The 25,525-nt window shown below is 60.3% G+C and carries 21 protein-coding genes; 10 read left to right on the forward strand and 11 right to left on the reverse strand.

Annotation, left to right across the window (positions count from 1 at the left end; genetic code table 11):
- Positions 1–20 precede the first annotated feature (20 nt).
- The 4 genes from choW to FKG95_RS19515 all read left to right on the forward strand — a co-directional run bounded on the left by choW (position 21) and on the right by FKG95_RS19515 (position 3,108).
- On the forward strand, positions 21–875 hold the full coding sequence (gene choW / locus FKG95_RS19500) for a choline ABC transporter permease subunit (RefSeq protein WP_142898091.1): 855 nt from the start codon (positions 21–23) through the stop codon (positions 873–875).
- On the forward strand, positions 872–2,116 hold the full coding sequence (choV, locus tag FKG95_RS19505) for a choline ABC transporter ATP-binding protein (RefSeq protein WP_142898092.1): 1,245 nt from the start codon (positions 872–874) through the stop codon (positions 2,114–2,116). The genes choW and choV overlap by 4 nt, the downstream gene beginning before the upstream one ends.
- Positions 2,117–2,213: 97 nt before the next feature.
- Positions 2,214–2,315: an FAD-dependent oxidoreductase gene (locus FKG95_RS19510; protein WP_142898093.1), complete on the forward strand. Its 102-nt coding sequence runs from the start codon at positions 2,214–2,216 to the stop codon at positions 2,313–2,315.
- Positions 2,316–2,385: 70 nt separating this feature from the next.
- Positions 2,386–3,108, forward strand: a complete 723-nt coding sequence (locus FKG95_RS19515) for an HAD family hydrolase (protein ID WP_142898094.1) — start codon at positions 2,386–2,388, stop codon at positions 3,106–3,108.
- A gap of 71 nt (positions 3,109–3,179) precedes the next feature.
- Here the strand turns inward: FKG95_RS19515 and FKG95_RS19520 are convergent, their stop codons facing one another.
- Positions 3,180–3,374: a hypothetical protein gene (locus FKG95_RS19520; protein WP_142898095.1), complete on the reverse strand. Its 195-nt coding sequence runs from the start codon at positions 3,372–3,374 to the stop codon at positions 3,180–3,182.
- Between the two features lie 403 nt (positions 3,375–3,777).
- On the opposite strand from FKG95_RS19520, the gene FKG95_RS19525 reads away from it, so the two are divergent.
- The gene (locus FKG95_RS19525; protein WP_142898096.1) at positions 3,778–4,458 is read left to right on the forward strand and encodes a cytochrome P460 family protein; all 681 of its coding nucleotides are present in this window, start codon (positions 3,778–3,780) and stop codon (positions 4,456–4,458) included.
- A gap of 9 nt (positions 4,459–4,467) precedes the next feature.
- Here the strand turns inward: FKG95_RS19525 and bmt are convergent, their stop codons facing one another.
- Positions 4,468–5,556: a betaine--homocysteine S-methyltransferase gene (bmt, locus tag FKG95_RS19530; protein WP_142898097.1), complete on the reverse strand. Its 1,089-nt coding sequence runs from the start codon at positions 5,554–5,556 to the stop codon at positions 4,468–4,470.
- A gap of 390 nt (positions 5,557–5,946) precedes the next feature.
- On the opposite strand from bmt, the gene FKG95_RS19535 reads away from it, so the two are divergent.
- Together FKG95_RS19535 and FKG95_RS19540 are read left to right on the forward strand one after the other, a co-directional pair.
- Positions 5,947–8,139 carry a methyl-accepting chemotaxis protein gene (locus tag FKG95_RS19535; RefSeq protein ID WP_179954181.1) on the forward strand — a complete coding sequence of 731 codons (2,193 nt, stop codon included), beginning with the start codon at positions 5,947–5,949 and terminating at the stop codon, positions 8,137–8,139.
- Positions 8,140–9,045: 906 nt separating this feature from the next.
- A complete protein-coding gene (locus FKG95_RS19540) occupies positions 9,046–11,160 on the forward strand; it encodes a HAMP domain-containing methyl-accepting chemotaxis protein (protein WP_142898099.1) in 2,115 nt (704 codons plus the stop codon).
- Between the two features lie 713 nt (positions 11,161–11,873).
- Here the strand turns inward: FKG95_RS19540 and FKG95_RS19545 are convergent.
- Positions 11,874–12,830, reverse strand: a complete 957-nt coding sequence (locus tag FKG95_RS19545) for an AraC-like ligand-binding domain-containing protein (RefSeq protein ID WP_142898100.1) — start codon at positions 12,828–12,830, stop codon at positions 11,874–11,876.
- A gap of 193 nt (positions 12,831–13,023) precedes the next feature.
- Between FKG95_RS19545 and FKG95_RS19550 the strand changes: the two genes are divergently transcribed.
- Positions 13,024–14,052, forward strand: coding sequence for a carbon-nitrogen hydrolase family protein (locus FKG95_RS19550; RefSeq protein WP_142898101.1), 1,029 nt, complete (start codon positions 13,024–13,026; stop codon positions 14,050–14,052).
- Complete coding sequence (locus tag FKG95_RS19555) at positions 14,039–15,085, forward strand: phenylacetaldoxime dehydratase family protein (protein ID WP_142898102.1); 1,047 nt, start codon at positions 14,039–14,041, stop codon at positions 15,083–15,085. The genes FKG95_RS19550 and FKG95_RS19555 overlap by 14 nt, the downstream gene beginning before the upstream one ends.
- A 26-nt stretch (positions 15,086–15,111) precedes the next feature.
- Here the strand turns inward: FKG95_RS19555 and hutU are convergent, their stop codons facing one another.
- From hutU to FKG95_RS19590, 7 genes are all read right to left on the reverse strand, one after another.
- Complete coding sequence (hutU, locus tag FKG95_RS19560) at positions 15,112–16,809, reverse strand: urocanate hydratase (protein WP_142898103.1); 1,698 nt, start codon at positions 16,807–16,809, stop codon at positions 15,112–15,114.
- Positions 16,810–16,904: 95 nt separating this feature from the next.
- The gene (locus FKG95_RS19565) at positions 16,905–17,504 is read right to left on the reverse strand and encodes a hypothetical protein (RefSeq protein ID WP_142898104.1); all 600 of its coding nucleotides are present in this window, start codon (positions 17,502–17,504) and stop codon (positions 16,905–16,907) included.
- A 225-nt stretch (positions 17,505–17,729) separates the two neighbouring features.
- Positions 17,730–18,437: an ABC transporter ATP-binding protein gene (locus tag FKG95_RS19570; RefSeq protein WP_142898105.1), complete on the reverse strand. Its 708-nt coding sequence runs from the start codon at positions 18,435–18,437 to the stop codon at positions 17,730–17,732.
- Positions 18,430–19,203 (reverse strand): ABC transporter ATP-binding protein, encoded by a 774-nt coding sequence (locus tag FKG95_RS19575; protein WP_142898106.1) that lies wholly within the window; start codon positions 19,201–19,203, stop codon positions 18,430–18,432. The genes FKG95_RS19570 and FKG95_RS19575 overlap by 8 nt, the downstream gene beginning before the upstream one ends.
- Positions 19,200–20,063 (reverse strand): branched-chain amino acid ABC transporter permease, encoded by an 864-nt coding sequence (locus tag FKG95_RS19580; protein WP_179954182.1) that lies wholly within the window; start codon positions 20,061–20,063, stop codon positions 19,200–19,202. The genes FKG95_RS19575 and FKG95_RS19580 overlap by 4 nt, the downstream gene beginning before the upstream one ends.
- A gap of 9 nt (positions 20,064–20,072) precedes the next feature.
- A complete protein-coding gene (locus tag FKG95_RS19585) occupies positions 20,073–20,933 on the reverse strand; it encodes a branched-chain amino acid ABC transporter permease (protein ID WP_142898107.1) in 861 nt (286 codons plus the stop codon).
- A 101-nt stretch (positions 20,934–21,034) separates the two neighbouring features.
- Positions 21,035–22,195, reverse strand: coding sequence for an ABC transporter substrate-binding protein (locus tag FKG95_RS19590; RefSeq protein WP_142898108.1), 1,161 nt, complete (start codon positions 22,193–22,195; stop codon positions 21,035–21,037).
- A 728-nt stretch (positions 22,196–22,923) separates the two neighbouring features.
- Between FKG95_RS19590 and FKG95_RS19595 the strand changes: the two genes are divergently transcribed.
- Positions 22,924–24,681 carry a methyl-accepting chemotaxis protein gene (locus FKG95_RS19595; RefSeq protein ID WP_142898109.1) on the forward strand — a complete coding sequence of 586 codons (1,758 nt, stop codon included), beginning with the start codon at positions 22,924–22,926 and terminating at the stop codon, positions 24,679–24,681.
- A gap of 50 nt (positions 24,682–24,731) precedes the next feature.
- Here FKG95_RS19595 and FKG95_RS19600 read toward each other — a convergent pair whose 3' ends face one another.
- The gene (locus FKG95_RS19600) at positions 24,732–25,523 is read right to left on the reverse strand and encodes a hypothetical protein (protein WP_142898110.1); all 792 of its coding nucleotides are present in this window, start codon (positions 25,521–25,523) and stop codon (positions 24,732–24,734) included.
- Between the last annotated feature and the right edge of the window lie 2 nt (positions 25,524–25,525).

The raw sequence follows: 25,525 nt of genomic DNA on the forward strand, positions 1-25,525 counted from the left end.
TACCTGGGGGAATCGGAACCATGGATTGGTTGACCGAGAACAAACTTCCGCTCGGCAAGGGCGTCGAGTGGTTTGTAGACGAGCTCTACACACGTTTTGACTGGTTGTTCGATCTCATTTCAGATGTCCTCGGTTTCCTGGTCGAGGGGCTGACGGATGTTCTGCAGTGGTGCCATCCCCTTGTCCTGGTCGCGCTGATCGCCGGCCTGGCCTTTTGGCTGCACCGTTCCGTCGCTCTGGTGATCGGCGTTGTCCTATCGCTTCTGCTGATCATTAATCTGGGTTATTGGGAAGAGACCCTGGCGACCCTGTCGCTGGTGATTTACGCCACCGTCGTTTGTATGGTGGTCGGTGTGCCGATCGGCATTGCCGCGGCCCACCGCCCCCGGCTTTACATTTTCCTGCGGCCGGTTCTGGACCTCATGCAGACGATCCCCACCTTTGTCTATCTGATCCCGACCCTGATTCTTTTCGGCCTTGGCGTGGTGCCCGGACTGATCTCCACCGTCGTCTTCGTCATCCCCGCACCGATCCGCCTGACCTATCTGGGCATCTCTTCCGTGCCCAAGGCCCTGTTGGAAGCCGGTGAGTCCTTCGGCGCGACAAGGCAACAGCTGCTCTGGAAGGTGGAGCTGCCCCATGCCATGCCGACCATCATGGCCGGGCTGACGCAATGCATCATGCTGTCGCTCTCCATGGTCGTGATCGCCGCCCTGGTGGCCGCCGACGGGCTCGGGGTTCCGGTTGTTCGGGCGCTGAATCAGGGCAATGTCTCCAACGGCTTCGAGGCCGGGTTGGCGATCGTGATTGTCGCCATTCTGCTGGACCGTTTCTGCAAGCAACGCGGTGCCGTCAAATCCGGAGAAAAGTCATGACGGGCCGCCCCTCGAACACCGCCGCCGAATTCAAGGCCGTTGAATTCAAGAATGTCGATATTGTTTTCGGCAAAAAACCGGAAGCCGCCCTGCCGCTGCTCGATGCCGGGGAGAGCCGGGATTCGATCCAGGAAAAAACCGGCAACATTCTGGGCGTCGCCGACGCCTCGATCGCCATCGAGGAGGGCGAGGTCTGCGTGCTGATGGGCTTGTCCGGCTCGGGCAAGTCGACCCTCCTGCGCGCCGTCAACGGTCTGAACAGAGTCACGCGCGGAGAGGTTCTGGTGCAGGACGGTGCGCGCCGGGTCGATGTGACCTCCTGCGACGCCGCGACCTTGCGGGAGCTGCGCATGCACAAGGTGGCCATGGTGTTCCAGCAGTTCGCGCTGCTGCCCTGGCGCACCGTGCAGGAAAACGTCGCCTTCGGGCTGGAGCTTCGCGGCATGCCGAAAACGGATCGCGATGCGATTGTGGCCGAGAAGCTTGAAATGGTCGGGCTGGACCGCTGGAAAGACAAATACGGTCACGAGCTCTCCGGCGGCATGCAGCAGCGCGTCGGACTGGCGCGTGCCTTTGCCACCGATGCGGACATTCTTCTGATGGACGAGCCCTTCTCGGCGCTCGATCCCCTGATCCGCGATCATCTGCAGGACGAGTTGCTGGAGCTGCAGCAGAAGCTCAAGAAGACGATTATCTTCGTCAGCCACGATCTGGACGAGGCCCTTAAGATCGGGACACACATCGCCATCATGGAAGGTGGCCGCATCGTCCAGTACGGCGAGCCGGAAGAGATCGTGCTGAAACCCGCCAATGCCTACGTCGCCGAGTTCGTCGCGCACATGAACCCGATCAATGTGTTGCGCGGCGAGTCGCTCATGACCCCACTGGCGAGCCTTCGCCGGGAGGGCGAGGACATCATCCTGGATCCGCAGAACTACTTCCGCGCCCGGCTGGACGCGAAAGGGGCTCTGCACGAGGTAACCTGCGGCGGCGCACGCGCGGTCTTGAAGACCTACGACGAGAGCCTGCCACAGGAGGCTTACCGGGACGGGATGCTGATCACGGCGCCGCCGTCGCTCTCCATGCGCAAGGCGATCGAAATCCGCAAGGTCACGGGTTGTCCGGTCGTGCTCAGTGATGCGGGGCGGGTTGTCGGCGTGGTCGGGGACGAAGAAATCTATCACGGCATTCTGCGCCAGGCGTCTCTCGCCGATCACGAGGCAGAAGCGCCGAACAGGTAGTTCACACAAGGCACGGCAGATTGCGCTTAACAGTCTCCGCTCGTTTGGTCCATAAGACGATACACAAAAGAACTCGGCGGAATAGGACTGATCATTCATGCGCATTCTGATTTGCGGAGGCGGGATATCCGGCCTCTCGACGGCGCTTGCATTGAAAAACGACGGGCACGAGATCGAGCTGATCGATCAGTCTTTTTGATCTGCATCCAAGTGTGTGAATTTGAGAATTGCGCTAAAATGATTTTCTCAGGATAGAAATCGGAGTCGCCATGGCGATCAAAGGAATCCTCTTCGACAAGGATGGCACACTGCTCGACTACTATGCCACCTGGATGCCGGCCAATCGGGAGGCGGCCCTGACCATCGCGGAAGGCGACGAAAACATCGGTCAGCGGCTCTTGCTGGCAGGTGGATACGATCCCCGTGAAGACCGTATCCGTACGGGCTCGGCCCTGGCGGCGGGAAGCAATTGGGAGATCGCACAGTGCTGGTCACTGGCGCTGAACGGACATCGCTATCATAAGCCGGTAGAGGCGATTCTGAAGGTGATCGATGAGATCTTCGAGCGTAACGGGCGGGACTCCGCCTCGCCGGTCACCGATCTGGTGCCTTTTCTCGCCAGCCTGAAAAGGGAGGGTTTCGTGCTTGGTGTCGCGACCAATGACAGCAAAAAAGGAGCCATCCGGAGTCTTGGCCGTTTCGGTGTGATCGAGATGTTCGATTTTCTGGCCGGCTATGACTCAGGCTATGGCGCGAAGCCGGGACCGGGTCTTGTGCAGGGCTTTTGCCGCTCAACCGGGTTGGACGCAACCGACGTGATGGTGGTCGGCGACAATCTTCACGATATTGAAATGGGGCGCGCCGCAAATGCCGGCGTCGTGGTCGGCGTGTTGACCGGAACGTCACTCCGCGAAGAACTGGAGGATCATGCGGACCACGTGCTCGAGAGCATTGTGGGTTTGGAAAGCCTGCTCATCGGGGTTCAGGATTAACCGGAAGTCCGCTGGCTTCCTGATGAGCAGGTGTTTCGCTTCAAGATATCTTGCGCCGGTCCTGTCGGCACTCAGGCGGCAGATGCTTTTTTCAGGCTCAACTGCGGGCGCGGGACGACTTTAAAGGCGCTGTGGTTGATTTTTTTCAGGACGTAAACCTTGTCGCCCTGCTTATTGAGCCGGGTCATCTCGGCGAAGGCCTCGGCATAGTTCATCGTTTCGGTTTTTGAGTCTTTAGAGTTTTTGCGCGCTGGCGTGGACTTCATTTTTGCTTCGTTTCCCTATTTGTCACATTCATGCGGCGAGATCGAGACCGGCAGCTTTACGGGCGGATCGCATGCGTCCTTGAACCGCCTGGTTAAGGGGTTCTTCGGCGCAGCGTTCATTCTCGCGGGTAAGGCTCTGAAAATAGCCCGGGAGAGCCGGGGCGCAAGCAGGTACAGGACATGCCAGCCATGCCGCAAGCGAATGGCGCCGCAGCCTCCGGGAGGTTTCGGTGGGTATTTCTGCGTCACAGAGTTGTGACAGGGGTGTGATCGGAGCCGGTGCTAGACTCACAGCTGCGGGAAAGTGAATGGCTGGTTCACGGGGGACGGCTTCGCTGTGACCGAGACTTCCTGGCCGGGGTGACGGCGTGCCTTGGGATTTACCTTCGAGGAGTCTGTTGCCGTGTCCAATTCTCTCTCCCAGGCCCTGGGTGCCGCCGCGGCGCTCTCCCTGTTTGCGGTATCGGTCTCTGGTCCAGGTGCGGCGGGTGAGGGGCCCCGTCCCGGTTGGTCAGCCCAGCTAGCGCAGATCAGTGGCGATCCGGAGAAACCCCGCAGACATTTCAGGGTAAAGAACACGCTTCGGCTCTCGAATGAAGAAGCGTCGCGGATCTATCGCGAAATGCGGGACGAGATCTACCGGGCCTACGGCGGCGGCACGCGCGAGACCACGCCGCCTTTCAGGGACTGGGCCCTCTTCAACACCGCGCCCTACCGTTCGGCGACCCACGGCGCGCGCTACGTGAACAACTACGCCAATGAGATCGCGAGAGACTACGGCCGATACGAGGCGGCGGGCGTGCTGCCGGTCGGATCGCTGCTGGCAAAGGACAGCTTTTCCGTGACCAAGGAGGGCGGGGTCGATATCGGCCCCTTGTTCGTCATGGAAAAGATGCCCGCCGGCTTTAACCGGGTCAGCGGCGACTGGCGCTACAGCATGATCATGCCGAACGGTGAATTCTTTGGCGAGACCAAGGGGCGTGGCGCGCAGAAGGTCGAATACTGCATAGGTTGTCATCTGGCCAAGGAAGACCAGGATCACCTCTTCTTCGTGCCCGAGAACCTGCGCGTGCCCCGGCCTTGATGACGCGCGTTATTCCCCGCCCGGGAAGGATCCGTCGTCCGCGGCCTTGCGTTTGGGGTCCCGGCCCCGGCGCCGGCGGCCTTTGTCGGCACTTTGAACCGCGGGTTTTTCGCCCAGAGGACCGCTGCGGTGCTGCTCTTCAGCGCCGGTTGAGATCTGACCCAGCCGCGCAATGATGTTGTCCAGGCTCGGTTTCTCACCCTTCACATAGTTGTCCATGGCGTTGCGCATGGCGCGCAGATGCTCCGGGGATGTGCCGCAGCAACCGCCGATGATCCGCGCCCCGGCATCTGCCACGATCTGCACGTAGTCGGCCATGAGCTCAGGGGTGCCGTTGTAGCGGATCGCGCCGTCCACGTATTCGGGGATGCCGCAGTTGCTCTTCGCGATCAGGACATCGTCCGGCTGTGCGGTTTCCGCCATATTGGAAATCGCGGCCACCAGTTCGGCTGCACCGACGCCGCAGTTTCCGCCGTAGGCGACGGGAAGGGAGGCCAGGTTCTGCATCAGGGTCGCGACCTGGCCCGGGGTGACCCCCATCATGGTGCGGCCGTTGGTGTCGAAGCTGAAGGTGCAGACCACGGGCAGACCGGTTGCCGCCGCCGCTGTCACGGCCGCCTGAACCTCTTCGACCGCTGAAATCGTCTCGATCCAGAGGACGTCCACGCCACCTTCGGCCAGGGCTTCGGCCTGTTCGGTGAAGGCGGCGATCCCCTGTTCCATGGTCAGCTCGCCCAAGGGAACGAAGAGGTCGCCGGTTGGTCCCATGGAACCCGCGACAACCACTTCGCGTCCGGCGTTGCGGGCGACCGAGCAGGTGATTTCGGCGGCGGCCATGTTGATTTCGCGCACCCGGTCCTGAGCCTGATGAAGTTTCAGCCGGTTGCGCGTCCCACCGAAAGTGTTGGTCAGGATGATGTCCGAACCCGCATCGACAAAGGCCTGCTGCAGTTCGCGTACCTTTTCCGGCTGCTCGACATTCCACATCTCCGGCGCGTCACCGGTCTGCAGCCCGGCGGCAAAGAAGTTGGTTCCCGTTGCGCCGTCGGCCAGGAGCAATGGGTGCTGGCTGAGCAGCTTTGAGAGACGGTTTGACATAGGCCTGACGTTAAAGTCCTTGGGAATACGCCGTGAATGCGGGGGATCCGGATCAGGGCGGCGCGCAAATTAAGCTGACATTGAAGTGGTGGCAAGCGCCTAACGGTTCTGCCGCAGATTTCTTTTACACGCGCTCGAGCAGCGGATTGCTTTTCTCCCATAAATAGAAAAAGAAAATCCATCCTCGCGATTTGATAAAAGGCTTCGAAGTATCCAGCAAAAGCAAGTGCTTATACTACAGAATCAAACAACCAAAGATAGATACGATTAACTATATTATAACGCCAATTTGGGATGCTGCGTGTAAGCCGAGCCATTCAATCAGATCTGTCGTTTTTCAGCTTTGAAAGGCCCAGTCCTGCCGCCTCATCACTCCAGGGTACCGCGACAATGCTTAAGTTGATACCAGCCAAGTTCAATCGGACCTCAGCCGATATCGAGGGCGGTGAACAGCCGAAGGGGCGATGGATGCGGAAACTCGGTGTTCGCGAGCGCCTGTTTCTGGCTTTTGGCTTTGCGGCTGCTCTGACGGTGCTGGCCAGCGGGATCGCCTGGACGGGGCTGGACCAGGTCTCAGGTGCAATCACGAGAATCACAGCCGAGGCTGTGCCGGAGATCACTGAATCGCTGACCCTGGCGCAGCAAACCACCACCATTGCCGCGGCAGCGCCCGCGCTCTCAAGTGTCACGACCGAGGCAGAACGGGAGCAGGTGATTTCGAATCTGCGGGAGCAGATTGAAGTGATTACGAGCCGGATCAGCAACCTTCAGGGCGATGACGTCGACAAAGCGGCCCTGACCGGCATTCTTGCCAAGCTGACCGAGCAGATCGACATTATGGACAAGGCCGTCGCCGCGAAGCTCGCGGCACGGGTCGCGGCTGCTCAGTCTCTCATCGAGCTCGAGCAGGTGCATGAGGAGGTCCTGCGCAACATCAAGCCTGCGATCATGGGATCGAACGCGGTTCTCTCGACGGAGGCTCAGTATATCCCGCAAATGACTGACAGCGCGGAAATCCAGGCCGGTCTGAAGCGCCTGCTGGATGGCGGGCTGCGCGATCTGCAGATTTATCTGGAGATGGAATCCCAGGCGAACCTGGTCGCCGGGAAGCTGGCACAGGCCGCGAACCTGCCCAATCTCGATGCTGTCTGGGGCGCGCGGACGGAGTTCGAAGCCTATGTGGCGCGCTTTCTGCGCGCCGGGATGGCTGCGGATACGCCTTCCAGGACGAAAGTCGTGGAAGCGCTCGCAAAGTTGCAGGCCCTGGGCGAGGGTACGGAAACGGTGTTCGACCAGCGGATGATCGAACTGGAAGCCCGGGACAAGATCTTTGGCGCGCTCGAAATCAGCCGGACCCTGACAAGTGAACTGAGCGCAAGCGTTCAGGCCCTGGCCGATGCGGCGCAACACCGCAGCGAGAGCGCTGCGGAGGGCTCTCATGGGGCCGTGCAGGGCGGAAAGCTGCAGCTTGGCATCGTCGCGATCGTGAGTTTCCTGGCGGCGGTTCTGATCGCCTGGCTTTACGTTGGCCGCAATGTGGTGCGGCGCCTGTTGAATGTCATCGACAGCATGGAGCTTCTCGCGGACGGCGATCTGACGGCCGAGGTGCCGCGGGATGGCAGTGACGAGATCGCGCGCATGGGCGATAGCGTTCAGGTCTTCAAAGACAATGCGCTCGAAGCCAAGAGATTGCAGAGCGAGCAGGAACGTATGAAGGAAGAGGCCGAAGCCCAGAAGCGCGACCTCCTCCTGAAGATGGCGGATGACTTCGAAGAGGTGATCGGCACGGCCCTGAACACGGTCTCAAGTTCCTCCGAACAGATGCATGCTTCGGCCCAGGCCATGTCCGAGACGGCAACCGATGCCAGTTCCATGTCGAACGTCGTGGCGAAGGGCGCTGAACAGGCGATGAACAGCGTGAACACTGTTGCCTCCGCGACCGAAGAGCTCTCATCCTCGATCAATGAGATCAGCGGGCAGGTCAACAAGTCGTCGGAGGTTGCCAACGATGCGGTCAGCAAAGCGCAGGCCACCAACGAGGTGGTCAAGGGACTTGCCGACGCCGCAGAGCGCATTGGCGCCGTGGTGGAACTGATCACCGCCATCGCCGAGCAGACTAACCTCTTGGCGCTCAACGCCACGATCGAGGCTGCGCGCGCCGGCGACGCCGGCAAGGGCTTTGCCGTGGTTGCCAGCGAGGTCAAGAACCTGGCAGGTCAGACGGGCAAGGCGACCCAGGAAATCTCTGACCAGATCACCGGCATTCAAAATGTCACCGGGGATGCCGTCAAGGCGATTGCCGAGATCACCCAGGTTGTTGCCGAGGTGGATGAGATTGCCACGTCCATTGCATCCGCCATTGAAGAGCAGGGCGCGGCTACCCAGGAAATCGCTCGCAACGCGGAACAGGCCGCCGCCGGAACGCAGGAGGTGACGTCCAATATCCAGGGGATCACGGACGCCGTGACCCGCACCGGCACCTCCTCCTCAGAGATCAGTGAGGCTTCCGGGGCGCTTTCCCAGCAGGCTGGCCTCCTGAAGCAGGAAGCGGACAAGTTCGTCGATCTGATCCGCGCCGGCTAAACTGGACCATGTGCAACCGCCCTATATCTGACCGCGGGGCCGGATTGACCAACGCGGTAGGTCGCCTTTGGCGATTCGATCTCAACCTGATCTGATCCAGGTCGAAGGCGGACAGCCATGATCATGCCGCGCGCCGATGCGGAACCGGCACGCCGACAGCCTGTATTGCGCCAGGCTTATTCTGTCGCACGGGTCAGATGAAAGCACCGTGGTGCAGTGGCCGCTCTCAACCCCATAAATCTCCGAAACGCCGTCCCTGAGAGCGAAAAATTCAACCGCTTTTCTCTCGGCCTACGGCCTTTGCGTGTGAAGGGCTCAAAAGGCCGGAGAGGTCACCCATTCGTGATCCCCAAACCTCGCATACACGTAAAAACCGCAAACGCTCCCGAAGAAAATCATTTTGAGATTGTGGGTCAAGGACCCCGTTCGCGGTTGAGTGCGGGTGAAAGACAAATCGTAAATTCGAATAAAATTATGTCTTTTAAGTGCTTAGGGAAGTCGCGCGACATCTGCTTGTGCCGTTCTACCTTTGATTTATTTGTAGGGTCGCATGTTTTCAACTTTTTGGATGAAGACACCAATTCGTACGCATTTCACCTCGCGCGCACATTTTCAAAATAAACCAAAAAGTAGTATCGAAATCGACTTTACTCTCACTTAATTATTTGAAGTCATCAATTAGTTCAGAAAGAAAATGATTTTGTTTCCGTCAATTCGAAGAGAAAGATAGGTGTTTTCCTTGATTTTCTCTTGAAAGAGGCGGCGGAAGCCGAGTTTTTCGTTTGCACCCATTTTACGTGGATACGGTGCCGAAATGCTCAGTGTTTGTGTTGCGTCTTCGCGCCGGCGGCCCTTGGGACCGCCCCTGAGCAATCGCGGAGCGTCTCGATCTCGAAGGGGGACAGCATGTCTGATAGTGATGTAACGAGCGAAGTCGGCTCCTCTGCCGCAGGTGCCCGGCCCGCGACAGAGAAAGGTGACAAAAGCCCTGCTGCAGGCAAGTCGCGGGCCAACTTCTTCGCTAATCTGAGCGTCGGTAAAAAGGTTGGTTTTGGGTCCGGTGCCATATTGTTCTTCCTGGTGATTGTGGGAGGACTTGCAGCTTACGGTCTCTCCATGGCGAACAGCCAGTTCAAGGAATACCGTTCCCTCGCACGCCAGACCAACGAGATGGGCCGGATTCAGGCCAACCTGCTCTCGGCCCGCCTTGGGGTGAAAGACTACATCATCAAAAACTCGCTGGAGGCCGCGCAGACCGTGAGGGACCGCGCTTCCACGACCGAAGAAATTATCCAAGACGCTGAAGAGCTGTTTCAGGGCAGCGAGCATCTGCCGAGCATTGTGGGTGCCGTGGATCAGATCGCGACCTACCGCGCGTCCTTCGAAAAGGTCACCGGATTTGTTCAGCAGCGCAATGAGCTGGTCGATCAACTCAATACGATCGGGCCGGAATCAGAACGCACGCTGACCAAAATCATGAAAAGCGCTTTCGATGACGGCGATGCGACGGCGGCCTACCGCGCAGGGATTTCGCTGCGTCACTTGCTTCTGGCGCGCCTCTATTCGAACCGTTTTCTGGTCGATAACGCGCAAGCGAGTGCGGACCGCTCAAATCAGGAGCTCAACGACTTCGAGCGGACGGCTTCGGATATGCTGAGCGAGCTTCAAAACCCGGTGCGGCGAGAACTCGCGACCAAAGTTGTCACCTTGGCAGGGAACTATAAGACGACCTTCAGCCAGGTCGTAGAGGTCATCTTCAGCCGGAACAGTATTATCCAGGGGACCCTGGATGTGATCGGTCCCCGGCTTGCCAATGAAATGGAGCAGATCAAACTCGCGAACAAGGCGGCGCAGGATGAGTTGGGACCACGGGCGACCGCGGAAATGGACTTTGAGGTGATCGCCGTCGAGATCGTTGCCATCTCCGCCATCGTGATCGGCATCTTCCTGGCCTTCTTCACCGGCCGTGCCATCTCGCGGCCTATTATCGAAATGACCGCCACGATGCGCCGACTTGCCGAGGGAGATACCTCTGCTGAGGTGCCTGCGCGGAACCGCGGCGATGAAATCGGCGTGATGGCGCAGGCTGTCCAGGTCTTTAAAGAGAACGCCATTGAAGCAGAGCGTTTACGTGAAGAGCGGCTTCGCAACGAAGAACGCACCGAGCAGGAAAAGCGCCAGGCAACCCTGCAGATGGCGGATGACCTCGAATCCAGTGTAAAGGGTGTGGTCGACGGCGTGGGACGCGCCGCGGATGAGATGAAGGTCACAGCAGAATCGCTCTCGACTGCCTCCGATCAGACCAGCAGCCGCGCGAGCAAGGTTGCGGCCTCTTCGGAAGAAGCGACTGTCACGGCTCAGACAGTGGCCTCAGCGGCTGAAGAACTCTCCAACTCGATCCAGGAGATCGCCCGGCAGGTGGCGGATGCCGCGAATGTTTCCTCCACCGGGAAAGGCCAGGCGGAATCCACCAATGCGACGGTGATGGGTTTGGCGGAAGGCGCGCAGAAGATCGGTGACGTCGTCAACCTGATCAACGACATTGCCGAGCAGACCAACCTGCTGGCGCTGAACGCCACCATCGAAGCAGCCCGCGCCGGTGAAGCCGGAAAGGGTTTCGCCGTGGTGGCGTCCGAGGTCAAGTCACTGGCCAATCAGACCGCCAAGGCGACCGAGGAAATCAGTCAGCAGATCGGCACGATGCAGGACTCGACACAGAAGACGGTCAGTGAGATCGAAGCCGTGGTCGAAGCCATGTCCAGGATCAGCGAGATGACCACCGCGGTTGCTTCGGCCGTGGAGGAGCAGAATGCCGCGACGCGGGATATCGCACAGAATATCCAGCAGACGGCAAGCGGTACGCAGGACGTTTCCGCAAACATAACCGAGGTGAACTCCGCGGCCCAGCAGTCCGGTGAAGCGGCAAACAAGGTGGTCGAGGTGGTTGGTCAACTCACCAATCAGTCCAATACGCTGCGCAGCGAACTCGAGCAGTTCCTGGCCCGGCTTCGGGCGGCCTAGGTTGGGAACTCCCAGTCTCGCGCCTGGCATAGTTTCATGTCGGGCGAGGCTTTGTGACCGGAAGCAGGGGCGCAGTGTTTCGACTGTGCCCCAGCGCCGCTTTACACTTTCCGGCGAAATCCTAAAGCGGTTCTTGGCAAAGATGGCCCAATCGAAACCCGCCATGGGTTTGCGAAGTCTGGCCTGACGTGCCGGCGCTGATTTCTTATGACTTCCGGCGTTTGATGCTCACCCCGTCGCAACGCCGAATGCGACCAGAACCGCCAGGGCAGCCAGCAACCAGAGCCAGGAAAGACCGTTTCCGGATTTCACTTTCCGATCGTCGGACATCGAGTGCTGCTCCCTTGCCAAGCGGCTGCGTCTTTCATTTGTCCCAGCGCAGTCTGTATCCCAGCGCGTGAGCCACTGCTCCGTCCGATCAGCGTTCCACCTGTGGCCGGATAAACCTTTGGTGAAAGGGCGGCCCGAACTCGGAATGCGACCGATCCTACAGATGATTAAAAATATTTACAGATTAAGCGGTAAGTCAATAAGATTCTGTTTTATAAGGGAAAAATAGAAAATTCTTTACTCCTTTTCAGATGCGGACTTGTAAAGGCTGTAAAAACTGAGTGATCCCCGGACTTTCTTTCCGAGGCGCGGGCGTCCAGCGAAAGGAAGCGATATTCGTTCCGCAAATGCGGTCCGTTTTTTCCGGGGTCTCGCCTGGAAGGTTAGTTCAGCAGTCTTGCCCTGGCGCGGTAGTCGCGCGGCGCACAACCGAAGCGGTCTTTGAAGATACGCGAGAAATGCTGAAAGTTGTTGAGCCCCCAACGCATGGCGATCTCACTGACGGATTGGGAGAGCAAGCGGGGATCCTCGAGGTCGCGTGCGATCTGCTGCAAACGCGACTCCCGGATCACGGCGGCGAGCGAAGTCTCTTCCTTTGAGAAGATCTCGTTCAGCCGGCGGACCGACATGCCCATCGCGGCGGCCACCCTGTTTCGATCCAGACCAGGATCCGAGAGGTTGGCTTCTATGAAGGCTTTGGTGCGGGAGATAAGCCGCTGTTCGGGCTGGCTGACTTCGTAAGCAACGTCATTGACCGATGCCAGGCCCGCCGCAATCAGATCTATGATTGCATCCTGCATGTGGTCCTGAACGGGCGTGTCGGAGTACTGCAGGCCGTCGGCGATCTGCCGGATGCCGTTGCCGACGACCTTGCCGATAGCGCTCTTGCCGCTGAGTCGCCGCCCGGTCAGAAGGTCGGCTGCCGGCAGATGCGTCAGAAGCTTGCCGCGCGGGACCTGGACCACCAGTTGCTCGAAGCTGTCGGTCAGATCAAGTGCGTAGGGATCGACAGAACTGTAGAGCACCAGGTCACCTGTTTCGAGATCGGCGCCGCGGTCGTGCTGGGTTACGCGGGACCTCTTCTTGAGCTGCAGGCTCAGAAGAAAGAAAGCATCGCTTGAACGCGCAATGTCTATCCCGCGCCGGTAGACGCTATGCGCGTTGCCCGACACGCGCGAGAGCGAGAGCTTGGAGAGCCTCTCGAGCCGAATATCTCCCTGAAATCCGTCTTGTCCGTCGCATTCACAGCCAAGTTGCACATACGCGTCGCAAACGGCTTCCCGCCAATAGGAAAATCGCTCGTGGTCCCTGACATCGCGGGTGCTAAAGCGCGTTGGCATGGCCTCATCCCTGCAGTGCCCGACCTGTTTTCCGGGCAGGCATCAGCCCTCTTTGAGGGGCATCTGTTGGACGAAGACTAGGTCTCTTCGCTCAAAAAAACAAATTTTTCCGCCCGTTTGCCCAAGCGCGCTTTTTTCTTTCGGGCGAAGCTGTGGTCCTAACAAGCCTGCTATAATGAGGGAGCCAAGTATCATGTCCGGTCCATTCAAAGTCGCCGCTGTACAGGCGGCGCCCGTTTTTCTCGATCTCGATGCCACGGTCGAAAAGGCGGTTGCCCTGATCGATGACGCCGGGAAGCAGGGCGTGAAACTGATCGCCTTTCCAGAGACCTGGGTCCCGGGATACCCCTGGTGGATCTGGCTCGGCGCGCCGGCCTGGGGCATGCAATTCGTTGGCCGCTATTTCGAGAATGCGATCGAAGCCGGCAGTCCGCAGGATGAGGCGCTTGCCGCGGCGGCCAAACGAAACGGCATGCAGGTGGTGATTGGCGTTTCCGAGCGCGCGGGCGGCAGCCTTTACATGGGCCAATGGCACTATGGCGCGCACGGGGAGATTATCTCCCGGCGGCGTAAGCTGAAACCGACCCATGTGGAACGGACCGTCTTCGGCGAAGGCGACGGCAGTGATATGATCGTCAGCGAGACGAACCTTGGCCGGGTCGGCGCGCTCTGCTGCTGGGAACATCTGCAGCCGCTGACCAAGTATGCGATGTATGCCCAGAACGAGCAGATCCATATCGCGTCCTGGCCCAGTTTCAGCCTCTATCGCGGCGCGGCCTATGCGCTGGGTCCGGAACTCAACACCTCAGCCAGCCAGATGTACGCGGCCGAGGGACAGTGTTTCGTCATCGCGTCCTGTGCCACGGTTTCAGAGGAGATGTTTGAACTGCTGTGCGACACGCCGGATAAACAGCAGTTCCTGCAACCCGGTGGCGGCTACGCCCGGATCTTTGCGCCGGACGGCTCACCGGTGGGAGAACCCCTGGGCGAAAAGGAGGAAGGCTTACTTGTTGCTGAAATCGACCTGAGCACGATCGCCTACGCCAAGGCCGCCGCCGACCCGGTCGGCCACTATTCGCGCCCCGACGTTTTCCGCCTGATGTTCAACCAGAACCCCAACCCTGTCGTGATGCCCTTCGACGAGGGCATCGCGCTCGCGACCGAGTATAAATCTGCGGTTCAGGAGGAGGGGAGACAGGAGGCTGACGATGTCTCAGAGTAGTGATACTGCAAAGGACAAAAGCGGGCGGCGCTATCCCTTGCGCATGCCGCCGGGTTGGACACCGCCTTATCCCTCCTTCATGTCCGAATTCGACGCCGCCCGGCGCTCGGCCTCGATGGTCGTCATGGGATGTCAGTTCGAAGACGGCGACCGCGCCACCGCTTTTGAATTCGTGTCCCGGATGGTGCTCTTGGCCGAGGCGGAGGGGAAGGCGGATCACGCTGATCTTTCTTCCTGTGAAGCTGACAGCGCCGGACGCGCCCAGTTCGTGATGACTGGCTACTGGCTGAAGCCCGACGCGCTGGAGCATTTCTTTGAGAGTGCTGCATTCCAGACGCTCTGGCAGCGGCATTCGGCGGAAGCTTTGCCGCACGGTATTTTCCGCGAGGTCTTCAACGTCCCGCTGGAACGCTTTGAAACCCTGCACTCCGATCCAACGCATCTCGTGGGTGTGGCGCACGCGCGGGAAGAGGTAACCGACCCCATCGACCGCCATGCCTATTGGGGCAGCATGCGTGACCGCATTCCTGCCTCGGCGGATAATCCTTTCGATCCTTCGGGGACCATCGAGATCCTCGAGCAGAGCGCAAACCGTATCCTGTTGCGGCCGGGCGAGAACCTCGCCGTCATTCGTTCCGGCCAAGACCTCGGCGGCGTCCACGGGCAGGAGCGCGAAGAGTATTACGGCGAGGTCGAACCGGTCTTGAACGCTGGCATGGCGTTTCTGCGGGATCAGGGCGCGGAGGTGAACTGTCTGGATTGCCGCTACATGGTCTTTGTCGATGGTAGCGGCGAGAAGACCGATCATACCTTCGGCCTGGCCTATTTCCGCTCGCTGTCGGATCTGGAGAACTGGTCCGAGCACCACCCGACGCATCTGGCGATCTTCAATGCCTTCCTGGAATTCGCGCCGCGCTACGGACCGGCGATGAAGTCCCGCTACTGGCACGAGGTCTCGGTTCTGCCCGCGCAAAGCCAGATCGCCGAGTATGTGAACTGTGCGCCGGGAACCGGCCTTTTGTCGGGTCTTTAAGCCTGCATCATGAACCTCAACAGACCCTAGTCCAGCATCGGCAGGTTCAGGCCGTGCTCACGGGCGCAGTCGATGGCGATGTCATAACCGGCGTCCGCATGGCGCATGACACCGGTTGCCGGGTCGTTGGTCAGGACTCGCTCCAGACGGCGCGCGGCCTCGTCGGTGCCGTCGGCGACGATGACCATGCCGGAGTGCTGCGAGAAGCCCATGCCGACCCCGCCGCCGTGGTGCAGCGACACCCAGGTCGCGCCGCTGGCGCAATTGAGCAGGGCGTTGAGCAGCGGCCAGTCGGAGACCGCGTCGGAGCCGTCCTTCATACCCTCGGTCTCGCGGTTCGGGCTGGCGACCGAACCGGAGTCCAGATGATCGCGGCCGATCACCACCGGCGCTGAGAGTTCGCCCTTCGCCACCATCTCGTTGAAGGCGAGCCCAAGCCGGGCCCGCTCGCCCAGGCCGACCCAGCAAATCCGCGAGGGCAGGCCCTGGAACTGAATGCGCTCCCGTGCCATGTCGAGCCAGTTATGCAGGTGCGGGTTGTCCGGGATCAGTTCCTTCACCTTGGTGTCGGTCTTGTAGATGTCCTCCGGATCGCCGGAGAGGGCGGCCCAGCGGAAGGGGCCGATGCCCCGGCAGAAGAGGGGCCGGATGTAGGCGGGGACGAAGCCCGGGAAATCGAAGGCGTGCTCGCTGCCCATCTCCAGCGCCATCTGCCGGATGTTGTTGCCGTAGTCGAGGGTGGGGACACCTTGTTTATGGAAGTCGAGCATGGCCTCGACCTGGACTTTCATGGATTCCTTCGCAGCCCGGGTGACTTCGGCGGGATCACTGGTCTTGGTCCGTTCCCAGCGGTCCAGGCTCCAGCCGATCGGCAGGTAGCCGTTGAGGGGATCGTGGGCGCTGGTCTGATCGGTGACCACATCCGGGCGCACACCGCGTTTGACCAGTTCCGGGAAGACTTCACCCGCATTGCCGAGCAAGCCGACCGAAATGGCGCGGCCTTCGGCGCAGGCGGTCGTGATCATCTCCAGCGCGGCATCGAGACTGTCGGTCTTGTGATCCAGATAGCCGGTTTCCAGGCGCATCTCGATCCGGCTGGGCTGGCATTCGACCGCCAGCATGCAGGCACCGGCCATGGTGGCGGCCAGCGGCTGAGCGCCGCCCATGCCGCCCAGGCCACCGGACAGGATCCACTTGCCGGTCAGGTCGCCGCCGTAGTGCTGGCGCCCGACCTCGACGAAGGTCTCGTAAGTGCCCTGCACGATGCCCTGGCTGCCGATGTAGATCCAGGAACCCGCGGTCATCTGGCCGTACATCATCAGGCCGACCTTATCGAGCTTGTGGAAATGATCCCAGTTCGCCCAGTGCGGCACCAGGTTTGAGTTCGCGATCAGAACGCGCGGCGCGTCCGCATGGGTTTTGAACACGCCGACCGGCTTGCCCGACTGAACCAGCAGGGTCTCGTCCTCGTTCAGCTCCTTCAGGCTGCGCGTGATAACATCGAAACTTTTCCAGTCTCGCGCCGCGCGGCCGATCCCGCCGTAGACCACAAGCTCATTCGGTCGTTCCGCGACCTCGGCGTCCAGGTTGTTCATCAGCATGCGCAGCGGCGCTTCGGTCAGCCAGCTCTTGGCATTGAGTTCAGGGCCACGCGGCGCACGGATTTTGCGTTCGTTGTCCAGACGTTGGTTATCCGGGCGCTCACTGTTGTTGGATGCCGTCATGAGGCTCTCTCCGATGTCAGGTTTCAAAGTTGTATATACAACTTTGATCCGACTGTCGAGACGGAGTCTCCGGGCCTGTGCGAATTGCCGCGATGCTATGACTCAAATGGCAGGGGACCTCTGCGATGGCGTTCGACCGCACCATTGAGAACCGTGTCTGTCGGGTAGTGGCTCATATAGGTGAATGCGGCCTGAAACTGCCAGAATTTGGGGAAATAGATCTGGCGCATGTAGCGCTGCACGCCGTGTCTGTCGATGAAGCGGTGCGCCTTCTGCATGTCGTTGTAACCGCTGTCGGGTGCGTGGTCGGCTTCGCCGTGATAGGCCTTCAGTGGCGCGTTGAGCCGGATCGAGACGAACTGATCGAGATGGCGCGGCGAATTGTTGCTCCAGTCATGCCGCACGGCCAGCATCTTATGCAGATAGCTTTTGCCTTCTGCGCGCTCCATGGTGACGGCGCCTTTTATGCCGATGTAGTCAAGGACCTGCTTCATTTCATAGGGGGTGAACCACCATTCGCCGAAGCGCCTTCGGGAATCGTGGTAGAGACGGAACAACACCGTGTTTGCGGGAACCTCGACGATCTGCGGATCGACAATACCGCCGCTGCGCCCTCCGGCGTCGTCAAAGCCGCGCACCGTCAAAAGCGTCTGTGTCGCCAGCGGTGGTTCAAAAAATCTGTCGTTCGCAGCCATTCTTCATGTCCTTGAGGTTTTCCAATTGATCGCGGTCAACAACCGGGGCCAATGATCAGGCTCGATCCTGCCACAGCGGCGGCCCGGCATTCTGAAGCTGCCGGTGAATCACGCAAATATCAAAATTGGGGCACGGGACCGGGATACGGGACTGGGGCAGGGTGTTGGAGCGGAGCCGCCGGGAAGCCAGGTCTCCCCGGACGGTTTCCTGAAGCTCAACAGACCCTAGTTCGTCAGGCCGAGATAAGCCTCGATCAGCTTGGGATCCTTGCGCGCTTCCTCCGCGGAACCCATCCAGACGCTGCGTCCCGATTCCAGCACGCAGACCTGATCGGCGACGGCCAGGGCGCGCTGGGTGTTCTGTTCAACCAGCAGGATGGTGATGCCGCGCGCCTTGAGCTTTTCGATGGCGTCGTAGCAGACGTCGACGATCTTGGGCATCAGGCCCAGGGAGACCTCGTCGATCATCAGGAACTTCGGATCCGCCATCAGGGCCCGCCCGATGGCCAGCATCTGCTGCTCACCGCCGGAGAGGGACCCGGCGCGCTGGGCGATGCGCTCTTTCAGGCGCGGGAAGGTTTCCAGCACCATGGCTTTGGCCTCGGCTTCCGCGCTGCGCGGGCGGGAATAGCCGCCCATGGTCAGGTTTTCCTCCACCGACATATCAGCGAAAAGTCGGCGGCCCTCCGGCGCCAGCGCGATCCCCTCGGTTACCCTCCGGCTGGCAGGCAGTTTCGAGATATCCCGTCCGTCGAAGGAGATCGATCCGCCCTGCAGCTCGACCTGACCCGCGATCGTCATGATGGTCGAGGTTTTGCCCGCGCCGTTGGCGCCGACCAGCGCGAAGATCTGGCCCTGGGGAATCTTAAGACTGAGGCCGTGCACGGCGGTAAAGGCGCCATAGCCGCACTTCAGGTTTTCCAGCTTAAGCATGAGCGGGCTCCTCGCGCTCGGCAACCGAGCCCAGATAAGCCGCCTGCACCGCCGGGTCGTCCATGACCCTGCGCGGATCGCCGGCGGCAAGGTTGCGGCCGTTGTCGAGAACAACGAGGCGTTGGCAGATGCGCAGGACCTCGCTCAGGTTATGTTCGATCAGGATGATGGAAAGGCCGTCCCGGTTGAGGGCAACGATGGTGTCGGCCAGGCGCCCCGCCTCCAGGTGATTGAGACCCGCCAGCGGCTCGTCGAGCAACAGCAGCTTCGGATCGAGCGCCAGGGCGCGGGCGACCTCCAGGCGTTTCAGCATGCCCAGCGGGAGAGATGAGGGCTCGGACTCCGCCATTTCTTCGATGCCCACCCTCTGCAAGAGTTCACGGGCGCGTTCGCGTTCCGCGTCCCGATGCCGGTGGCCAAGCGCGCCCAGGGGCGAGAGGGTTTTTGCGTGGCCCGCGGCGAGGGTGACGTTATCGATGACGGACATGCTGCGGAAAGGGCGCACGATCTGCTGGGAGAGACCAAGACCCAGGCGCACACGCTGATGCGTTGGCAGTTTCGTGATGACGCGACCCTGCAGTGTGACGTCGCCTTCCTGGGGCGTGACCACGCCGGTGATGCTGCGCATCATGGTCGTCTTGCCCGCGCCGTTGGGGCCCAGCAAGCCGAGCAACTCGCCCGGCTGCAGGTCGAAACCGGCGTCTTCCAGGGCGGTGACGCCGCCGAAGCGCACCGTCACGCCCTTGACCGAGAGCAGCGCCGTCATGACGGGTCTCCCGAAGCCGCGGTCCGGTTCCGCCGCTTCAGGGCCGTGACCATACCGGCCATGCCGTTGGGGCTGAAGCGCATCACCGTGAAGAGCAGCGCGCCGTAGAGGAGAAGTTTGTAATCCGAGATGAACTGCAGCCAGAGCGGCAGGACCGAGAGCACGGCGGCGGCCAGGATCACACCCCAGACCGACCCAATGCCGCCGACCACCACCATGGCCAGGACCGTGATGGATTCCACGAAACCGAAGCTGTCCGGGTCGATAAAGCGGATGTTGTGGGCATAGAGGCCGCCCGCCAGACCGGCCAGCGCCGTGCCCATGGCGAAGGCGGCGAGCTTGTAACGCGCCACGTCGATGCCCAGCATCCGCGCCGTGTCTTCATCGTCGGCGACGGAATCGAAGACATAGCCCATCCAGGAGCGTTTGAGGTAGAGGCTTAAGGCGGTGACGGCGGCGGCGATGATCAGCACCAGGGCCATGAAGGCGGGCTTGGAAAGACCGCTGCTCGGGATGCCGGAAAGGCCCATCTCGCCGCCCAGAAAATCCTGCTGCCGGACGATCCCCAGAAAGAGGAAGCCCACGCCCATGGTGGTGATGGCGAGGAAGTCGTGCCGCACCCGCAGCGAGGCCAGACCGACCACCACGCCGATCATACCCGCCAGCAGGAAACCGGCGGCGAGGGCGAGCGGGAAGGGCAGGCCGCTCTTGGTGATCATGGCCGCGCAGTAGGCGCCGATGCCGTAAAACGCCGCGTGCCCCAGACTGATCTGTCCGCAGAAGCCGGTGATGAGGTTCAGGCTGAGGGCAAAGATCACGGCGATGCCCATGGCGGTCAGAAGTGTGATTTCATAAGCCATAAGAGCCCCCTATCCCTTCCCGAAGAGGCCCTGAGGCCGCAACATCAGGACCGCGATCAGGAAGGCGAAGGCAATGGCGTCCCGGTCGAGCAGATTGCCCAGATAGATCGTGCCGTAGGCCTCGATGACGCCCAGCGCCAGGGCCGCGATCAGGGTGCCGCGCAGATCGCCGAGGCCGCCCAGGACGATGATCGCCAGGGCTTTGTAGCTGGGCACGCTGCCCATGGTCGGCTCCACCAGATTGTTCAGCAGGGCGACCATGACGCCCGCGGCGGCGGCCAGGGCCGAGCCGACGAAAAAGTTGATGTCGCGAATACGCCCGATATTGACTCCGAAGGCTTCGGCCATCTTTGGATCGGTGACCGTCGCGCGGGAGGCGGTGCCGATACGGGTGCGGAGGGTCAGCAGCGCCAGGCCGCCGATCAGAACCAGCGCGCCGATCATGGTCGCCAGTTCGGCCTCTTTCAGATTGACGCCGAAGACGGCAACCGGATCTTGCAGAGGCGGCGCAGTAAAGGAAAGGCCGTAGGGGCCGAAGATCAGGCGGAAGAGTTCTTCCATCATGATGAAGAGGCCGATGGATGCGATCAGGGCAACGTAGGGCGGCCGGCTCAGCAGCGGCTGGTAACAGGTGCGGTAGATGCCGATGCCGAGCAGACCCATGGCCGGCATGGCGACCAGAAGCGCCAGCAGCAGGCTTCCCGTGGCATTGGTCACGATCACGCCGATGTATCCGCCCAGGGTAAAGAGCCCGGCGTGGGCCACATGGAGGATGCGCAGCAGACCGTAAACCAGGGTCAGGCCGACCGCGATCAGAGCGTAGATGCTGCCCTGCACCAGGCCTTGCAGCAGGAGTTCGAAAGCGAGCATTCAGCGGGCCTTGCGGGGGAGACGGATGACGGGAACAGAAAAGGCCGTCCCACCCGCGGTCCGCACTCGGGACAGCGCCGGGGGACGGCCTTGGAACAGGCTTACTTCTCAGGCGGGGCCAGTAGGTCCGGGTCATTGATGATCGAATGGCGGTGCCAGTTGCCGTCCTTGACCACCTGCACCTGGACGTCCTTGCGGACTTCGCCCAGGCCGTTGAAGGAGATGGTGCCGGTGGAGGCTTCGAGCGTCAGCCCGGCGACGGCGTCGCGGATCGCTTTGGGATCTTCGCTGCCCGCCTCGCGCAGAGCCGCGATCGCGACCTTCATGGCGGTATGGCCGGAGGCCGCGACCATGTCGGCCTTGTATCCGGCTTTTTCCTCGAAGGCGGCGATGAAGTCCTTGGCTTCCGGAGAGTCCGAATCCCGGTCCAGCGAAGTGGTGATGATCACGCCTTCCGAGGCGCCGCCCGCGATCTCGATGAACTTCTGGGAATCGTAGCCTTCCTGCCCGATAACCGGCACTTCGATGCCGCCGGAACGAAGCTGTGAGACCAGGGGGCCGGCGGTGAAGAAATAGCCCGAGGCGTAGATTGCGTCGGGGGCGTCGGACTTTACCTTGGCCACGATGGGACCGAACTGACGGTCTTTGATCGAGTACTCGTATTCGCTGATGATCTCGATGCCGAATTGCTCCGCGGCTTCCTTGAAGCCGTTGGCCAGGGATTGGCCGAAATCGTTTTTCAGCGTAATCAGGGTGACTTTCTTTTTGCCCAGGCTTTCGCCGATCAGCTTCGCGCCGGCGCGGCCCTGGACTTCGCCGACAAAGGAGGTGCGGAAGACGTAGTCGCCCGAGCGGGTGATTTCCGGGTGCACGGCAAAGGCCGAGATGTAGGGCACGCCCGCCTCCTGGAAGACACCGGCGGCGGCCCGGGTCGCGCCGGAATAGCTGCCCGAGATCGCGATCTTGACTTCGTCCTGCTCGACCAGCTTGGTGGCGATGGGCACAGCGGACTTGGGCGAAGCCTGATCGTCGTAGATCACCAACTCGACCGTCTTGCCGTTGACGCCGCCATTGGCGTTGGCCTGTTCTGCCGCGAGCTGCGCACCGATCAGCGCCGAGGTGCCGTCGGCGGCGGCAAAGCCGGTCTGCGGCACATTGATCCCGATCTTGATACTGTCGGACTGGGCGATTCCAGCCGTGCCAAAAACCATCGTACTTACAGCCGTGGCGAGGGCGACCCGCTTGAAAAAGTTTTCCTGCATATCAGTCTCGTTTCCCTGATGAATCGCTGCAGCGCTGGTTTATGCCAGTCCGAACGGGCAAGGCGAGCGCTTGCATCATCCGTCTATTTTCGCAGCGGTTTTTTTGTGAAGCATCATGCTGCCTCACTTGTATATACAAGTATAGGCAAGGAAATTTTCACGAGTCAAATCGCCGTAATGCCTCGGCGTCGCCTGTTCGCTGCAGTGCAACAGCCCTACCGTGTAGTCTAACCGGTGATGCTACCAATAGCAGTTCCAACTGCGGCGCGCCGACTGACGGAACGGCTTGATTATCCCGGGTCTTGAGTGTTCTGGAGGAGACTGTCTGGCGTCTGCGCGCAAGGTGCGGCAGTCGCGAGTACATGGCTGGTACAATTGGAAGAAGAAGCAACACGAAGTGCAATTTACGTCAAAAGGAGAACCTGGAAAAAAAGTTGGTTTTTGACTGAAGTTTTAGACTGTTAAGGCTGAGATTTAACCTGCTGTTAAGTGGAAAGTGGCTTGCTTGAAGGGGGCAGCTGGGTTCGCGCCAGGGTTTCATTTAAAACTTGTCATGAGACCTTTCGTCTCGAAACGGGGGGCATCTGTGTTGAAGAAGACTTTCGCCGGCTAAGCAGGGTTTTGTTCGATCCCATAAGAGAGCTGGACGCGAATACCTGCTGAATAGTTATAGTTGTATTATCCGATTGTCGAGGCGTCACGGTCGGATTGGCAAGGGAAGAGAAGCCATGCTGCGGAAGATCAGGAATCTCAGTGTCGGAAACAAAGTCCTCGCGATCGTCGGCTTTTGCCTCCTGGCGCTCGCCTTCGTCGCAGGAATCGCCATCACGCAGATGTCGAGAATCGCTGTGGAAATCGAGACCGTTGCCGAGCAAGACATCCCTCTGACCGAGATCATCAGCAAAATCACGGTTCACCAACTCGAGCAGGCCATCGAGTTCGAACGGGCTCTGCGGTATGGCGCCACAATGGGTGATGACGCCCACACGCAGGAGAAGTTTGAAAAGGCAGTCTCCAGGTTCGAAGCGTTGGCTCATCAAGTGGATGAAGAAATCCTGCAGGGCGAGGAACTGGCGGCTGAAGCCTTGAAACTGGCGCACAACCCAATCGAAGAGAAGGAATTCAAACACATCCTGGACGTTCTGAAGGATGTTGAGGCCCATCACGCTGCATTCGACAAACAGGTGTTCGCGATTTTCGCCCTCTTGTCTGCCGGCGAGATCGCGCAGGCAATGACCATGGAAGAGCCGATCGAAGCGGCGGAAGAAGAACTCAATCACGAACTGGAAGAACTGCAGGCCGAAATTGTGCGCTTTACCGGCGAGGCCATGTTGACTGTCGACGCGCATGAAAAGCAAACGCTGCACACGCTGATCGGAATCTCCGCCGCAGCGTTTGTCGTCAGCCTGTTACTATCGGTGCTGTTGGTTCGCCTGGTCATTTCCGGGCCGCTCTGCGAACTCGTGGGTGCCCTCAAAGAGCTCATTGCCGGAAACACGGACGTGTCGGTGCAGGTCAGATCCGATGATGAAATCGGCCTGGTGGCCGGTGCGCTCGAGCTCTTTCGGGAAAAGCTGATCGAGAACAAGGAACTGGAGGCCGAGGCAGCCCGTGAGAAAGAGCGCGCGGAACAGGCTCGCCGACAGACACTGTTGAACATGGCGGACGATCTTGAAAACTCGGTCGGCGAAATCGTTCAGGTGGTGACCTCGGCTTCGACCGAGTTGCAGTCTTCGGCGCAGGTCATGACCTCGGCCGTGGAGGAAACCTCCGCGCAGGCCGCGGCTGTGGCGGCGGCATCGGAGGAAGCGACCACGAACGTCAACACCGTGGCAAGCGCGACCGAGGAGCTATCGAGTTCGATCAGCGAGATCACCCGCCAGGTCGATCAGTCCGCGTCGATCACCGGCACGGCGGTCGACGAAGCCAGCAGAACTTCCGCGACTGTCAAGGATATGGCGGAGATGGCAGCGAAGGTCGGCGAAGTCGTCGATCTGATCAATGAGATTGCAGAGCAGACGAATCTCCTGGCGCTGAATGCAACCATCGAGGCCGCGCGGGCGGGAGACGCCGGAAAGGGCTTCGCCGTCGTTGCCTCCGAAGTTAAAAACCTCGCGACCCAGACCGCGCGTGCGACGCAGGAGATCGCAAGCCACGTATCCGGTATGCAAAGCGTGACCCTGAGTACGACCAGGGCGATCGAGAGCTTTAGCTCGACCGTCAATCAGGTGAGCGAGATTTCGGGCAACATTGCCGCCGCCGTCGAGGAGCAAAGTATGGCGACCAATGAAATCGCCCGAAATATCCAGGAGGCAGCGGAGGGAACGCAGGAGGTGACGTCGAACATCTCGGGCGTCAACGACGCGGCACATGAATCGGGACATGCCGCCAGTCAGGTGCTTCAGGCATCAGGCGAGCTCTCTACACAGTCGGTGATCCTGCAGCAGGAAGTTGACCGCTTTCTCTCCGAAATTCGGGCGGCGTAACCGGAGCAACCGGTGCTTTCGGTCGCGTCGGATCCTGAGCCCCGGCCCATTCAGTTCACGCTGCCTCTGTAGAGAGCGACCTGCATACCGCCGGTCAAAGGTTGCGAGAGCTCCGCAACCATGTTTCTGCCTGCGGTGTTCGGGTTGCCGAATTTATTTGCGACGACGCTCAACACACCATTTTTTCCCCGTCCCGCCATGTTGCAAAAAACCATGGCGCCCCCATCGGTGGAGGCGGCGATGGACATGGGGGAGGGCGCGGCGCCGTCGGCGATCAGGATATGGACGTCGACCGTGGCATTGCCCAGGCTCGATTTGAGCATCTTGTGACCATGATCCAGGCAGATATCGATACCGAAATCCAAATTGGCATGGGCAAAAGTCGCGCCGTAGTCCTTGGATTTGTAATCGTCAGTCGACTGATAGGTGTCGTTGGTTTGCTTGTAGTACTTGTGAATGATCCGACCGTTGGCCGCGATCGGGCAGACATTGTAGTACTTGCGCTTGGAAAACCCGCGCGCTTTAGAGTAGGCAATCGAGCCGGGAATGATCAGCATGTTCGGGTAGCTTTTCGAAGACTGCGCGATTTTGTCGTAGAGGCTGTGTTTCTGGCTGCGGGAGAGGGACGTGATCGCGGTTCCGCCTTTTTCGGTGATGCTGTGACCGGAAAAATAGTATTCGGGCGCGACGAACATCTTAAGTTCCTTGCCGTTGCCATACTGGCTCATCATAGCGTCGGCTCGTGAGAGAGCATCGTCGAACTGGTCGTAACTGCCGCTGTCGGCGCCTCCGAAGTCTGCGACGTTGTCGAACTCGATCATTGCGGCGAGGATCTCGGTCATGC

It is taken from the genome of Denitrobaculum tricleocarpae (assembly GCF_007004665.1).
GTDB classification, from domain to species: domain Bacteria; phylum Pseudomonadota; class Alphaproteobacteria; order Kiloniellales; family Kiloniellaceae; genus Denitrobaculum; species Denitrobaculum tricleocarpae.

Excerpts from the sequence above, each read along its gene's own strand:
- FKG95_RS19520 (WP_142898095.1), bottom strand. The coding sequence starts at position 3,374 with ATGAAGTCCACGCCAGCGCGCAAAAACTCTAAAGACTCAAAAACCGAA.
- FKG95_RS19585 (WP_142898107.1), bottom strand. The coding sequence starts at position 20,933 with ATGCTCGCTTTCGAACTCCTGCTGCAAGGCCTGGTGCAGGGCAGCATC.
- FKG95_RS19575 (WP_142898106.1), bottom strand. The coding sequence starts at position 19,203 with ATGACGGCGCTGCTCTCGGTCAAGGGCGTGACGGTGCGCTTCGGCGGC.
- choW (WP_142898091.1), top strand. The coding sequence starts at position 21 with ATGGATTGGTTGACCGAGAACAAACTTCCGCTCGGCAAGGGCGTCGAG.
- FKG95_RS19510 (WP_142898093.1), top strand. The coding sequence starts at position 2,214 with ATGCGCATTCTGATTTGCGGAGGCGGGATATCCGGCCTCTCGACGGCG.
- bmt (WP_142898097.1), bottom strand. The coding sequence starts at position 5,556 with ATGTCAAACCGTCTCTCAAAGCTGCTCAGCCAGCACCCATTGCTCCTG.
- choV (WP_142898092.1), top strand. The coding sequence starts at position 872 with ATGACGGGCCGCCCCTCGAACACCGCCGCCGAATTCAAGGCCGTTGAA.
- FKG95_RS19545 (WP_142898100.1), bottom strand. The coding sequence starts at position 12,830 with ATGCCAACGCGCTTTAGCACCCGCGATGTCAGGGACCACGAGCGATTT.
- FKG95_RS19600 (WP_142898110.1), bottom strand. The coding sequence starts at position 25,523 with ATGACCGAGATCCTCGCCGCAATGATCGAGTTCGACAACGTCGCAGAC.
- FKG95_RS19540 (WP_142898099.1), top strand. The coding sequence starts at position 9,046 with ATGTCTGATAGTGATGTAACGAGCGAAGTCGGCTCCTCTGCCGCAGGT.
- FKG95_RS19565 (WP_142898104.1), bottom strand. The coding sequence starts at position 17,504 with ATGGCTGCGAACGACAGATTTTTTGAACCACCGCTGGCGACACAGACG.
- FKG95_RS19515 (WP_142898094.1), top strand. The coding sequence starts at position 2,386 with ATGGCGATCAAAGGAATCCTCTTCGACAAGGATGGCACACTGCTCGAC.
- FKG95_RS19595 (WP_142898109.1), top strand. The coding sequence starts at position 22,924 with ATGCTGCGGAAGATCAGGAATCTCAGTGTCGGAAACAAAGTCCTCGCG.
- FKG95_RS19590 (WP_142898108.1), bottom strand. The coding sequence starts at position 22,195 with ATGCAGGAAAACTTTTTCAAGCGGGTCGCCCTCGCCACGGCTGTAAGT.
- hutU (WP_142898103.1), bottom strand. The coding sequence starts at position 16,809 with ATGACGGCATCCAACAACAGTGAGCGCCCGGATAACCAACGTCTGGAC.
- FKG95_RS19555 (WP_142898102.1), top strand. The coding sequence starts at position 14,039 with ATGTCTCAGAGTAGTGATACTGCAAAGGACAAAAGCGGGCGGCGCTAT.
- FKG95_RS19570 (WP_142898105.1), bottom strand. The coding sequence starts at position 18,437 with ATGCTTAAGCTGGAAAACCTGAAGTGCGGCTATGGCGCCTTTACCGCC.
- FKG95_RS19550 (WP_142898101.1), top strand. The coding sequence starts at position 13,024 with ATGTCCGGTCCATTCAAAGTCGCCGCTGTACAGGCGGCGCCCGTTTTT.
- FKG95_RS19580 (WP_179954182.1), bottom strand. The coding sequence starts at position 20,063 with ATGGCTTATGAAATCACACTTCTGACCGCCATGGGCATCGCCGTGATC.
- FKG95_RS19535 (WP_179954181.1), top strand. The coding sequence starts at position 5,947 with ATGCTTAAGTTGATACCAGCCAAGTTCAATCGGACCTCAGCCGATATC.